A 12,780-nucleotide genomic window follows, 5' to 3' on the forward strand; every position below is an offset into this window, starting at 1 on the left:
GGATCATTACATTGGAGGCCTCCGGGCCTGTTGTCACCGTCCCGGGAATAGGAACACATCGGGTTTCTGCAGAAGTTCACGTCGATTCCGTCGATAGGCGGGGCGCTCTCGGAGCGGCCGGTCCTGCCGGAGTTTGTGGGTTTGGCTGCTCATATGGCTCGAAGAGTGCTATATGAAAGCCGAAATAGAGTAAGCCACGGGAAAGTTTTCCGCGGCTTTTTATCGAAGGTCTTCGTGAGTTGTGGCCTCGGTGGCCGCTCTACTCGCTTTTGTTAACGGCTTGGTCTTGTCTGGCTGGTTTTTGTTTCTGGGAGCCTGGTCGAGACAGGCTGAAAGCGTAGGTAGCTTTCAGCGGGCGCGATAGGTGATGCGACCCTTGGTCAGGTCATAGGGGGTCAGTTCAACCCGCACCTTGTCACCGGTCAGGATGCGGATGTAGTTCTTGCGCATCTTGCCTGAAATATGGGCAGTCACGACGTGGCCGTTCTCCAGCTCCACACGGAACATGGTGTTCGGCAAGGTGTCGATGATGGTGCCTTCCATTTCAATACTGTCTTCTTTCGCCATTCAGCAAGGGCCTCTCAGGTATCTGTTTGCAGGCGGGCAAATAGAGGTGCCCGCAAAAAAGGTGAGCAATTGTGCCTTAAAAGCAGCAAAGAGCCAAGTTTAGCCGGGTTTATTTTGCAGGTTGATGGCCTGGCGGCTGTTCAGTTGATCAGGATCCAGCGTTGGTTGACCAGCATTTCCAGCGGCCGATACTCGGTCTTGTAGTTCATTTTCCTGCAGCTCTTGATCCAGTAGCCCAGATACAGTGCTTCCAGTTGGCAGCGTTTGGCCTCTTCGATCTGCCAGAGAATTGCATAGCGTCCCAGGCTGCGTTTGGGCAGTTCGGGGGCGTAGAAGGTGTAGACCGCCGACAGGCCGTTGTTCATGCGGTCGGTGACAGCTACCGCGACGAGGTGGCCATCCAGGCGAAACTCGTAGAACATGCTGAACGACCAGTCACGGACCAGGAACGAGCTGAACTGCTCACGGCTGGGTGGGTACATGTCACCATCGGCATGTCGCGCTTCGATATAGCGCGCGTACAGGTGATAGGCTTCATCGCTGAGATGCGGGCGACAGGACGTGACGGTGATGTCGCGGTTGCGCTTGATGATGCGGCGCTGCTGGCTGCTGGGTTTGAAAGCTGTGACCGGGATTCTGGCAGCGATGCAGGCGTTACAGTGCCGGCAATGCGGACGATAAAGGTGATCGCCGCTGCGGCGAAAGCCCAGTTCGGACAGTTGGCTGTAGGTGATCAGGTCAATGGGTTGTTGGGGGTCGAGAAACAGGGTGGTCGCCTGCTCGTCTGGCAGGTAACTGCAGGTATGCGGTTGAGTCGCATAGAACTTGAGCTGGGCCAGGTCAGTCATGGGAGTGTGTCGCGCTTCAGGCTACTCCGCCAAGTATAGAGCGGCGCCTGCGGGGCTTCAAAGGCCACCTGTCCATGGCCAGTGATTATCTGCCTTTTCAGGGCAGAACTGGCGCAGGAGCTGGAGAAAGTCGGATCGTTCGATCGATTCGGCGCCCAGGCTGAACAGGTGATCGGTAGGCATCTGACAATCGATCAGGGCAAACCCGGCGCGCTGCAACTCACTGGTCATATGAATGAAGCCGGTCTTTGAGGCGTTGCTGCGCAGGCTGAACATCGACTCGCCGAAAAAGACCCGGCCCAGCGCGAGGCCGTAAAGTCCGCCAACCAGTTCATCTTGATCCCAGACTTCGACGGAGTGGGCAATACCCATCCGGTGCAGTTGCCGATAGGCCTGCTGCATCTCGTCGGTGATCCAGGTGCCCTCCGAGTAGGGGCGGGGGGCCGCGCACTGCCTCAATACCTGGTCGAAGCAGCGGTCATAGCTGGTGCTGAAGGTGGTGTGTCGGAGGAACTTGTTCATGCTGCGGGAAATGTGCAGCTTATCGGGAAACAGCACGGTACGCGGGTTGGGGCACCACCAGAGCAAGGGTTGACCATCCTGGTACCAGGGGAAAATACCCAGTCGATAAGCGCGGATCAGCCGTTGTGGCGAGAGGTCGCCGCCCAGCGCCAATAGGCCATTAGGGTCATCCAGCGCCATGTCGGCGGGTGGAAACTCCAGTGTGTGCGGATTAAGCCAGGTCAGGTGGCCCATGTGTGCAATGTCCGGCCTTTCAAACGGTTTATCAAGAAGCGTGTATAAGCTATTGTCCCTTATCAAGATAGTGTCAATGCGTGATGGAACGCAAACGCGCGTGGGTGGTCAATCGTTATAATCCTGACTCCCACTGTTACAATAGCCGATTGAATTGATACGGAAGACTGCGTTTTGAAGGATACCCAAGCACAGAAAGCCCCGATTGCCTGGCGTGAGCAGTTGAGTCTGCGCCTGCGTGAGGGCGCCCTGTTGGCGATGATTGCACTGTGTCTGTACTTGTTCATGGCGCTGTCCACTTACCATACAGCTGACCCGGGCTGGACCCGCAGCGGTGATGTTGTGGATGTGCACAACGCCGGTGGGCGGATGGGCGCCTGGATCGCCGATGTGCTGCTGCTGGTACTCGGGTACCTGGCTTATCTGTTTCCGGTGATTGTCGCGGTCAAGGTCTGGCAGATGTTCCGTCGCCGCCATCAGCCGCTGGTCTGGAATGGCTGGCTGTTTTCCTGGAGGCTGATCGGTTTTGTGCTGACGCTGCTGGCCGGTACGGCCCTGGCGGCTCTGCATGGTGGTGTGCCTGCCGGTTTTCCAGAAGGTGCCGGGGCGGGCGGGGTGCTGGGTCAACTGCTGCGCGAGATCAGTTATCCGGTGCTGAACATGCAAGGCAGCACCTTGCTGTTTCTGACGTTGTTCCTGTTCGGCATCACGGTTTTCACCAATCTGTCCTGGTTCAAGGTTATGGACCTGACCGGGCGCATTACCCTGGATCTGCTCGATCTGCTCAAGCGTGCCTGGCTCAACTGGCGGGCGCGCAAGGCTGACCAGCGTCTGGCTGAAGGCGAGCCGGTGCGTAGTGCGCCGCGCCGTGAGCCGGCGGTGTCGGCTGAGGAGCAAAAGCGCGCCGAACAGGCTCGTTCGCAGCGTCAGGAAGCGTTGGCCAAGCATGTGGCCGCCCAGGAGCATCGCCAGCCGCCGCAGATCGTGCCGCCGGACCCGAAACCGGCCCAGGCCAGTGTGCGGCTGCAGAAGGAGAAGCAGTCCAAGCTTTTCGATGCGGTTGAGCCCGGCTCGTTGCCGCCGATCTCGTTGCTGGACCCGGCCAGCAAAAAGACCAAGGGCTTTTCCCCTGAGTCGCTGGAAGGCATGTCGCGGCTGCTGGAACTCAAACTCAAGGATTTCGGGGTCGAAGCCGAGGTCGAAAAGGTTCAGCCCGGTCCGGTGATCACCCGTTTTGAAATTCAGCCGGCGCCTGGGGTCAAGGTCAGCAAAATTTCCAACCTGGCTAAGGATCTGGCGCGCTCGCTGGCGGTCATAAGTGTGCGGGTGGTTGAAGTGATTCCCGGCAAGACCACGGTAGGTATCGAGATTCCCAACGAAGACCGTGAAATTGTGCGGTTGTCCGAGGTGTTGGAGACCCGCGAGTTCGATGAGGCGCAGTCGCCGGTTACCCTGGCGCTGGGCCACGATATTGGCGGCCACCCGGTGATGGCTGACCTGGCCAAGATGCCGCACCTGCTAGTGGCCGGTACCACGGGTTCAGGTAAGTCGGTTGGGGTCAACGCCATGCTGCTGTCGATCCTGTTCAAGGCCGGCCCGGATGAAGTGCGGCTGATCATGATCGACCCGAAGATGCTCGAACTGTCGATCTACGAAGGTATCCCGCATCTGTTGGCGCCGGTGGTGACCGACATGAAAGAAGCGGCCAATGCGCTGCGTTGGTGCGTGGCCGAGATGGAGCGCCGCTACAAGCTGATGGCGGCCATGGGGGTGCGTAACCTGGCTGGCTTCAACCGCAAGGTCAAGGATGCCCAGAAGGCCGGCACGCCGCTGACCGACCCGCTGTACCGGCGCGAGTCGATGGAAGATGAGCCGCCCTTGCTGGAAAGCCTGCCGATCATCGTGGTGGTGATCGACGAGTTCGCTGACATGATGATGATCGTCGGCAAGAAGGTCGAAGAGCTGATCGCGCGGATCGCCCAGAAGGCCCGGGCTGCCGGTATCCACCTGATTCTGGCGACCCAGCGGCCATCGGTGGACGTGATCACCGGTCTGATCAAGGCCAATATCCCGACCCGGATGGCGTTCCAGGTGTCGAGCAAGATCGATTCGCGCACCATTCTCGATCAGGGTGGTGCCGAGCAGTTGCTGGGGCATGGTGACATGCTGTTCATGCCGCCGGGCACCAGCCTGCCGGTGCGTGTGCATGGCGCCTTTGTTTCCGACGATGAAGTGCACCGGCTGGTGGATGAGTGGAAGCAGCGCGGCGAGCCTGACTACATACAGGATATCGTCGATGGTGTGGATGACGGCGGTGGCGGCAGCTACGAGAGTGGCGGCTCCGGTGGTGGCGGTGATGACCTGGAAGACGATCCGCTTTACGACCAGGCCGTGCAGTTCGTCACCGAGAGTCGCCGGGCTTCGATTTCGGCCGTGCAGCGCAAGCTGAAAATCGGTTATAACCGCGCCGCGAGGATGATCGAGGCCATGGAAATGGCTGGCGTGGTGACACCCATGAATACCAACGGCTCGCGCGAGGTGATCGCGCCAGCCCCCTTACGTGATTAACGGAGAACCCTCCTATCATGCTGAAAACACTGTTGCGTCCGCTGCTTGCCGGTGTCTGTCTGGCTGCCATGCCGTTGCTGGCCCAGGCTGACGATCAGGCCAAGGCGGCTGAGCGCCTCAATCAGCTGCTGTCCCAGGCTCAAACCCTGACTGCCAACTTCTCCCAGATGACCCTCAGTAGCAATGGCGCCAGCCTGCAGGAAACTACGGGCAGCATGACGCTCAAGCGTCCGGGGAAGTTTCGCTGGCACACTGATCCGCCGCTGGAGCAGTTGCTGGTGTCCGATGGCCGGCAGGTCTGGCTGTATGACCCGGACCTGATGCAGGTTACCGTTCAGGAAATGGATCAGCGCCTGACCCATACCCCGGCGCTGCTGCTGTCCGGTGATGTCAGCACCCTGCAGGACAATTTCGAGATTGCCTGGACCGAAGGCGGCAGCGTGGTCGATTTCACCCTGACGCCCAAGGCGGCCGACACGCTGTTTGAAACCTTGCGGCTGTCGTTCCGTGATGGGCTGATCAACGATATGCAGATGAGCGATCCCATTGGTCAGCGGACCAATATCCTGTTCACCAATGTCCAGCTCAACCCAGCCATGGATGAAGCCCAGTTCACCTTCGAGATTCCGGAAGGTGTCGATGTGATCAGCGAGTAAGTCGTGGCCGGCCTGTTTCCTGATACGCCGGCTCATCAGCCGTTGGCAGCGCGGATGCGTCCGCGCAGTCTGGATGAGTACGCTGGCCAGAGCCATCTGCTGGGCCCGGGGCGGCCATTGCGGGTGGCATTGGAGCAGGGCGCCCTGCATTCGATGATTTTCTGGGGGCCGCCAGGGGTAGGCAAGACCACCTTGGCCAAACTCCTGGCGACCCTGGCTGATGCCCATTTCGTAACCCTGTCGGCGGTGCTGGCAGGGGTCAAGGATATTCGCGCGGCGGTCGATGAAGCCCGCCAGCATGCGGCCCAGAGTGGACGTCAGACCATTCTGTTCGTCGATGAAGTGCATCGCTTCAACAAGGCTCAGCAGGATGCCTTTCTGCCCTATGTCGAAGACGGCACCGTGCTGTTCATTGGTGCTACTACCGAAAACCCGTCGTTTGAGCTGAACAACGCCTTGCTGTCGCGTGCCAGGGTCTATGTGCTCAAGTCGCTGGATGAGCAGGCGTTGGCTGATTTGCTCAAGCGTGCGCTAAGCGATGCCGAGCGCGGGCTGGGTCAGCACCAGCTGTCGATCAGCGACGAAGCGCAGCAGATTTTGTTGGGAGCCGCCGATGGCGATGCCCGCCGGCTGCTCAACCTGCTGGAGATCGCCGCCGATCTGGTCGAGGATGGCGGCACGATTGGTACCGAGCTGGTCGCTGATCTGCTCAATGACACTCGTCGACGTTTCGACAAGGGTGGCGAGGCTTTTTACGATCAGATTTCCGCACTACACAAATCGGTGCGCGGCTCCAACCCTGACGCGACTCTGTACTGGTTCGCCCGGATGCTCGATGGTGGCTGCGATCCGCTCTATATCGCTCGCCGGGTAGTGCGTATGGCCAGTGAGGATATCGGCAATGCCGACCCACGGGCCCTGACCCTGGCGCTTAATGCTTGGGATGTGCAGGAGCGCCTTGGCAGCCCGGAAGGCGAGCTGGCGGTGGCTCAGGCGCTGGTGTATCTGGCCTGCGCGCCCAAGAGCAATGCGGTGTACAAGGCCTTCAACAACGCTATGAAGGATGTGTCTGAGCAGCCTTCGCATGAGCCACCGCTGCACCTGCGTAATGCGCCGACCAAATTGATGAAGGAGCTGGGTTACAGCGAAGGCTATCGCTACGCCCATGACGAGCCGGAGGCCTATGCCGCCGGTGAAGACTACTTCCCCGAGGCGCTGGAGCCTCGTCAGTACTACCATCCGGTGCCGCGTGGGCTGGAAAGCAAGATCGCCCAGAAGCTTGAGCACCTGCGCAGCCTGGACAAGGCTAGCAGCAGGCAACGCCGTTAAGCCGGCCCCACCGTCGCCCTTAAGCTGCACCCGCCGTCATTGCGAGAAGCGTAGCGCCGAAGCAATCCATTCACAGGCCATGGACCACCACGCAGCTGCGCCGCTGGTGATGACGAAAGAGAACAAACGCCGACTCTCTGTACTGCGTATGCGGTTCGCAGCCTGGGCGGATCGGTATACACTAGCCAGCCTATTCACCCGTAACTGAAAAGATGATGCCTCATGCTTGATCCGAAACTGGTCCGCAGCCAAACGCAACAGATCGCTGAACGCCTTGCCACCCGCGGTTATGCCCTTGATGTCAGTCTGCTGGAGTCGCTGGAATCACGGCGCAAGACCGTCCAGACTCGCACCGAGAGCCTGCAGGCTGAGCGTAACAGTCGTTCCAAGGCGATTGGCCAGGCCAAGGCGCGCGGTGAGGATATCCAGCCGCTGCTGGCGGATGTCGATCGCATGGGGCAGGAGCTGAGCGATGCCAAGCATGAGCTGGATCAGATCCAGGCCGAGCTGGATGCGCTGCTGTTGACCATTCCCAACCTGCCGGACGACAGCGTGCCGGTGGGTGAGGACGAAGAGGCCAACGTTGAAATACGACGCTGGGGCACTCCGCGCGAGTTCGATTTCGAGGTGAGTGATCATGTCGCCATTGGTGAGCGGCATGGCTATCTGGACTTTGAAACAGCGGCAAAGCTGTCCGGCGCCCGGTTCGCCCTGATGCGCGGGCCGATTGCCCGTCTGCATCGGGCTCTGGCCCAGTTCATGCTGGACTTGCATGTCAACGAGCACGGCTATGAAGAAGTCTATACGCCTTATCTGGTACAGGCTGAAGCCTTGCAGGGCACGGGCCAGTTGCCCAAGTTCGAAGAGGATCTGTTCAAGGTGCCGCGTGGTGAAGACCAGCGCGATCTGTACCTGATCCCCACCGCCGAGGTGTCGCTGACCAATATGGTCAGCGGTGAAATCCTCGACGCTGCCAAGCTGCCGCTGCGCCTGACTGCGCATACACCGTGTTTTCGCAGTGAAGCCGGCTCGGCAGGCCGTGATACCCGCGGGATGATTCGCCAGCACCAGTTCGACAAGGTCGAGATGGTGCAGATTGTTCAGCCGGAAACCTCAGCCCAGGCGCTGGAGGAGCTGACCGGCCATGCCGAAGATGTGCTCAAGCGGCTGGAGCTGCCATTCCGGACCCTGGCGCTGTGTACCGGCGACATGGGCTTTGGCGCGACCAAGACCTACGATCTGGAAGTCTGGATTCCCAGCCAGGGCAAATACCGGGAAATTTCTTCCTGCTCCAATTGTGGCGACTTCCAGGCCCGGCGCATGCAGGCGCGCTGGCGTAACCCTGAAACCGGCAAGCCGGAACTGGTCCATACCCTCAATGGCTCTGGGCTGGCGGTTGGGCGGACGCTGGTGGCGATTCTGGAAAACTACCAGCAGGCCGATGGCAGCGTGACCGTTCCCGAGGCGCTGCGTGGTTACATGGGCGGGCTTGAGCGGATTGGTTAGGAAACACTGATGGAATATCTCCCGCTGTTTCACAATCTGCAGGGCCGCCTGGTCCTGGTGGTTGGTGGTGGAGAAATTGCCCTGCGCAAGGCTCGACTGCTGAGCGAGGCCGGCGCACGTTTGCGCGTGGTGGCGCCGCAGATTGAGCCGCAGCTCGAGACCCTGGTTGAGCAGGGCGGTGGCGAGTGTCTGGTGCGGGGGTATCAATCGGCTGATCTGAATGATACCCAACTGGTGATAGCCGCCACTGATGATCAGGCACTGAACGCTCAGGTTTCGGCAGATGCCCAGGCGCGCCAGCTACCGGTCAACGCGGTGGATGCGCCGCAACTGTGTACGGTGATCTTTCCCGCGATTGTCGACCGTTCCCCCTTGATGATCGCGGTGTCCAGCGGCAGTCATGCGCCAGTGCTGGCGCGCCTGACCCGGGCCCGGATCGAAACCCTGTTTCCGCACAGCTACGGCAGGCTGGCGCAATTGGCCAAGCGTTTTCGTGACAAGGTCAAGGCTGCCTTCCCGCAGATCAATCAGCGCCGGGTATTCTGGGAGAACGTATTCCAGGGCGATATTGCTGAGCGGATTTTTGCCGGTCAGGATGAGGCGGCCGAACGTTTGCTGGAGCGTCGCCTGGCCGAGCAGGCCGGGCAGGGCTATCAGGGCGAGGTTTATCTGGTTGGTGCTGGCCCCGGTGATCCCGATTTGCTGACGTTCCGGGCGCTGCGTCTGATGCAGCAGGCGGATGTGGTGCTCTACGACCGCCTGGTGGCTCCGGCGATCATCGACCTGTGCCGGCGTGACGCCGAGCGCATTTATGTCGGCAAGGCCCGGGCCGAGCATGCGGTGCCGCAGGAGCAGATCAACCAGTTGCTGGTCGATCTGGCCAGGCAGGGCAAGCGTGTATTGCGCCTGAAGGGCGGTGACCCGTTCATTTTCGGTCGTGGTGGTGAAGAAATCGAAGAACTGGCGGCCAATGGCGTAGCCTTTCAGGTTGTGCCGGGGATTACCGCCGCCAATGGCTGTTCGGCCTATGCTGGTATTCCGCTGACCCACCGCGACCATGCCCAATCGGTGCGCTTTGTCACCGGCCATCGCAAGGATGGCAGTACCGATTTGCCCTGGAACGATCTGGTTGCCCCGGGACAGACGCTGGTATTTTACATGGGGCTGGTTGGCCTGGCTGATATCTGTGCCGGTCTGATAAGCCATGGGCGTGATGAAAATACCCCGATGGCGCTGGTTCAGCAGGGTACGACCAGCAACCAGAAAGTCTTGATAGGAACACTCAAGACTATGCCTCAACTGGTTGAAAATACAGAAATCAAGCCACCTACATTACTTATCGTTGGTGAAGTGGTGCAACTGCATGACAAGCTCAAGTGGTTCAAGCCGGAGCAGGTGGAATCCGGGGCTGGTGGGGTTCTGTAACCCTGCCGTGCTGTCTGGTTATTGCTGCTAGGCTGCAAGTGACGCTCAGGGACAAGGAATAATCGATGGCACGCAAGCTGGTAGCCAAACGCAGTCGCAAAGCCGGCAAGGCCCCCGGCACCTTGATGCATATCGGCCAGCCCCGTGATGATCTGGCGGCGATCAGGGTGATTGAGTATGACGCCGAAGGGCTCGATGACCGGCGCATCCATGATGCCGGTCAGTACCATGAGCCCAATGGAGGCCGGGTCGCCTGGCTCAATGTCGATGGTGTGCATCAGGCCGACGTGATCGAGGCCCTGGGCAAGGGCTTCAAGCTGCATCCACTGGTCATGGAAGATATCCTCAATACTGACCAGCGACCCAAGGTCGAAGATTACGACGGCTATCTCTACCTGGTGTTGCGAATGCTGCGTTTCGATGAGCAGGAACAGCAGATTCACTCCGAGCAACTCAGCCTGATCCTGGGCCAGCACTTTGTTCTGTCACTCCAGGAGCATCCGGGCGATGTGTTTGATGGGGTCAGGGAGCGTTTGCGCAACGGCCGGCGGATTCGCTTCATGCAAGCCGACTACCTGGGTTATGCCTTGCTTGATGCGGTGGTCGATCACTACTTCGTAGTTCTGGAACAGCTCAGCGAGCATATCGAGCGGCTCGAGGATGAGCTGATCGACAACCCGACCCCGACGACACTGGGTCGTATCCATCACTTCAAGCGGGAAATGCTGCTGCTGCGCAAGTCGATCTGGCCGCTGCGCGAGGTGCTGAGTCGACTGTCACGTGATGAGAGTCCGCTGATCAGCGCCGAAACCCGGTTGTTCCTGCGTGATGTTTACGACCACACCATCCATGTGCTCGATACCATCGACACCCTGCGTGAGCTGCTGGTTGGCATGCTTGATCTCTATCTGTCCAGCACCAGCAACCGGATGAACCAGGTGATGAAGGTGCTGACCATCATCGCCACGCTGTTCATGCCGCTGACGTTTCTGGCAGGTGTCTATGGCATGAATTTCGAGCATATGCCGGAATTGGCCTGGCCATGGGCCTATCCGGCAGTGCTGGTGTTGATGCTGATGATCGCGATTGGTCTGCTGATTGCGTTCCGACGCAGGCACTGGCTCTGATCAGCGCCGCCGACGGCGCCAGCGGGCATGCAGACGCCAGCCGAAAAACAGCAGCACAATGATGGCGCCCAGCAGTAACTTGTCTGCATGGCGGGCGAGCAATTGTTCCCGGGCGTTGCGATTCAATTGATCCCAGGCGTTGTAGTCATCCGGCACCTCAACCAGCCCGTGCTCGGCCACGAAACTGCGATAGGCCTGCATCAGTGCCGCCACCCGCTCAGGTTGCTGCTCTGACAGGTCATGGCGCTCCAGTGGGTCATCACGCAGGTTGAACAGCAGGGTGCCGGGGCGGGCGGCAATGGCGCTTGAACGCGATGTCACTAGTTTGTAGTCACCCTGCCAGATGGCGATGCCACCCGCCAGCTCATAGACAATGACCTCCTCGGGGGCATGGATACGCTCACTCTCACCGCGCAGCAGCGGAACCATGCTGGTGCCCATGATGCGATGCACTGGGCGGCCCTGGTACTCGCCGTCCGGCGCTGGGGTGTTGGTCAGCTCCAACAGGGTTGGGGCGATATCGGTCACATAGCCGAAAGCACCGGTGCGTGAGCCAGGCTCGATGACGCCGGGGTAACGCATGATCATAGGTACCCGCAAGCCGCCGTTGAACGGTGATCCCTTGTAGGAGTAGAACGGCGAGTTGGAGGCGTAGGCCCAGCCAGGGCCGTACTCGCTCCAGCTACCGGGGCGCCCCAGGTCTGTGTAGTCGTGGTCGTAACGCAGGCGATAGAACAGCGGTGCTATCTCGGTCAGCACCGTAGATTCGCCGCCGTTGTCGCTCATGAAGATGACCAGGGTGTTGTCATATTCGCCGCTGGCCTTGAGGTGCTCAATGACCCGGCCGATGCTTTCATCCATGGCTTCGGCCATGGCGGCGAATACTGCCATCTGGCGAGCACGATAGGCGCGCTCGTCATCACTGAGGCTGTCCCAGTCGATGGACGGCGTGTCATAGAAGGTCCCCCAGTCACTGGTGACTACCGATTCTGCGGTGCGGGGCAGTACTCCCATGGCAGTCAGCCGCTCATAGCGGCGCTGGCGAATGACGTCCCAGCCGTCCTGGTAGGTCTCGGCGTATTTTTCTACATAGGCTTCCGGAGCATGATGCGGCGCATGCACGGCCTGGAAGGCAAGATAGGCGAAGAACGGCTTGTCGCTGTCCGCTTCGCTGCTCAGGTATTCGATCAGCTTGTCGGCATAGTAGAACGAGGAATAGAAGTCATCCGGCAGGTTGATCGGTTGGCCATCCTCGAGCCAGGTTGCGGTTCCGGCAGGCAGATAGTGTTTGGCTTCCCAGTTGTCGGCGCCGCTTTCGAGCAGGGCGACCGAGCGCTGGAAACCTCTGGCGCTGGGCAGGCTTTGCGCCCGTTCGCCCAGATGCCATTTCCCGGCCATGTAGGTGCGGTAGCCAGCGTCGCTTAGCAAGGTTGGTAGGGTAACGGCCTGATCGTTGAGCCAGGTTTCGTAGCCGGGCTGGCCTTTCTGGTTGTCGGCCATGATCTCCTTCATGTTGCCCATGCCGACCTTGTGACTGGTGACGCCGGTCATCAGCATTGCCCGGGTTGGTGAGCAGGTGGCTGACACGTTGAAGTTGCTGAACTGCAGGCCTTCGGCGGCCAGCGCGTCGATATTCGGGGTGCTGATCTCGCCGCCATAAACACCGGGGTCGGAAAATCCCAGGTCATCGGCAACGATCAGCAGAATGTTGGGGCGGGTGTCTGCCAGGGCGGATAACGGCGCCAGTAATGCAAGAGCGCCCAACAGCCGGGCCAGGGGAGGGAGTCTGAACATGCAAGTAGTCCGCTTTGTCGTTGTTGTTATGGGAGCACTGGTTAGATCGAGTTCAGAGTCTGCCCGATTGGCGCTGACCTGTTCTGGACACGCCGTAAACCCTTCCCTGGGGGCTCGTAGATGCCATCCCTGGCATCTAACGGTCCAGAACAGGTCAGCGCCAACCGGGCTACTGAGCTTTCGTGCAGCTAATCAGTGTTTCTC

General features: G+C 59.8%; 10 protein-coding genes. 6 read left to right on the plus strand and 4 right to left on the minus strand.

Features of this window, described 5'->3' with window-relative positions; genetic code table 11:
- Positions 1-348 precede the first annotated feature (348 nt).
- The 3 genes from infA to aat form a co-directional block, all read right to left on the minus strand.
- Entirely contained in the window at positions 349-567 is a 219-nt protein-coding gene (infA, locus tag C2846_RS03210) for a translation initiation factor IF-1 (RefSeq protein WP_080050557.1), read from the minus strand.
- A gap of 140 nt (positions 568-707) precedes the next feature.
- On the minus strand, positions 708-1,415 hold the full coding sequence (locus tag C2846_RS03215) for an arginyltransferase (RefSeq protein ID WP_119700648.1): 708 nt from the start codon (positions 1,413-1,415) through the stop codon (positions 708-710).
- A gap of 57 nt (positions 1,416-1,472) precedes the next feature.
- The gene (aat, locus tag C2846_RS03220; protein ID WP_119700649.1) at positions 1,473-2,171 is read right to left on the minus strand and encodes a leucyl/phenylalanyl-tRNA--protein transferase; all 699 of its coding nucleotides are present in this window, start codon (positions 2,169-2,171) and stop codon (positions 1,473-1,475) included.
- 174 nt (positions 2,172-2,345) lie between these two features.
- On the opposite strand from aat, the gene C2846_RS03225 reads away from it, so the two are divergent.
- The 6 genes from C2846_RS03225 to corA all read left to right on the plus strand — a co-directional run bounded on the left by C2846_RS03225 (position 2,346) and on the right by corA (position 10,782).
- A complete protein-coding gene (locus C2846_RS03225) occupies positions 2,346-4,739 on the plus strand; it encodes a DNA translocase FtsK (RefSeq protein WP_080050560.1) in 2,394 nt (797 codons plus the stop codon).
- Between the two features lie 17 nt (positions 4,740-4,756).
- On the plus strand, positions 4,757-5,395 hold the full coding sequence (lolA, locus tag C2846_RS03230) for an outer membrane lipoprotein periplasmic chaperone LolA (RefSeq protein ID WP_080050561.1): 639 nt from the start codon (positions 4,757-4,759) through the stop codon (positions 5,393-5,395).
- Positions 5,396-5,449: 54 nt separating this feature from the next.
- Positions 5,450-6,724: a replication-associated recombination protein A gene (locus C2846_RS03235; protein WP_119700695.1), complete on the plus strand. Its 1,275-nt coding sequence runs from the start codon at positions 5,450-5,452 to the stop codon at positions 6,722-6,724.
- A gap of 222 nt (positions 6,725-6,946) precedes the next feature.
- Positions 6,947-8,230, plus strand: coding sequence for a serine--tRNA ligase (gene serS, locus C2846_RS03240; RefSeq protein WP_080050562.1), 1,284 nt, complete (start codon positions 6,947-6,949; stop codon positions 8,228-8,230).
- A gap of 9 nt (positions 8,231-8,239) precedes the next feature.
- Positions 8,240-9,655 carry a siroheme synthase CysG gene (gene cysG, locus C2846_RS03245; protein ID WP_119700650.1) on the plus strand — a complete coding sequence of 472 codons (1,416 nt, stop codon included), beginning with the start codon at positions 8,240-8,242 and terminating at the stop codon, positions 9,653-9,655.
- Between the two features lie 65 nt (positions 9,656-9,720).
- Entirely contained in the window at positions 9,721-10,782 is a 1,062-nt protein-coding gene (corA, locus tag C2846_RS03250; RefSeq protein WP_080050564.1) for a magnesium/cobalt transporter CorA, read from the plus strand.
- On the opposite strand, the gene C2846_RS03255 is transcribed toward corA, so the two are convergent.
- Positions 10,783-12,576 (minus strand): arylsulfatase, encoded by a 1,794-nt coding sequence (locus C2846_RS03255; RefSeq protein WP_119700651.1) that lies wholly within the window; start codon positions 12,574-12,576, stop codon positions 10,783-10,785.
- Positions 12,577-12,780 lie beyond the last annotated feature (204 nt).

The sequence above is a fragment of the Pseudomonas jilinensis genome (assembly GCF_003586265.1).
Classification (GTDB): Bacteria; Pseudomonadota; Gammaproteobacteria; order Pseudomonadales; family Pseudomonadaceae; genus Halopseudomonas; species Halopseudomonas phragmitis.

Coding starts and splice junctions, on each gene's coding strand:
- infA (WP_080050557.1), bottom strand. CDS start 567: ATGGCGAAAGAAGACAGTATTGAAATGGAAGGCACCATCATCGACACC.
- C2846_RS03215 (WP_119700648.1), bottom strand. CDS start 1,415: ATGACTGACCTGGCCCAGCTCAAGTTCTATGCGACTCAACCGCATACC.
- aat (WP_119700649.1), bottom strand. CDS start 2,171: ATGGGCCACCTGACCTGGCTTAATCCGCACACACTGGAGTTTCCACCC.
- lolA (WP_080050561.1), top strand. CDS start 4,757: ATGCTGAAAACACTGTTGCGTCCGCTGCTTGCCGGTGTCTGTCTGGCT.
- C2846_RS03235 (WP_119700695.1), top strand. CDS start 5,450: ATGCGTCCGCGCAGTCTGGATGAGTACGCTGGCCAGAGCCATCTGCTG.
- serS (WP_080050562.1), top strand. CDS start 6,947: ATGCTTGATCCGAAACTGGTCCGCAGCCAAACGCAACAGATCGCTGAA.
- cysG (WP_119700650.1), top strand. CDS start 8,240: ATGGAATATCTCCCGCTGTTTCACAATCTGCAGGGCCGCCTGGTCCTG.
- corA (WP_080050564.1), top strand. CDS start 9,721: ATGGCACGCAAGCTGGTAGCCAAACGCAGTCGCAAAGCCGGCAAGGCC.
- C2846_RS03255 (WP_119700651.1), bottom strand. CDS start 12,576: ATGTTCAGACTCCCTCCCCTGGCCCGGCTGTTGGGCGCTCTTGCATTA.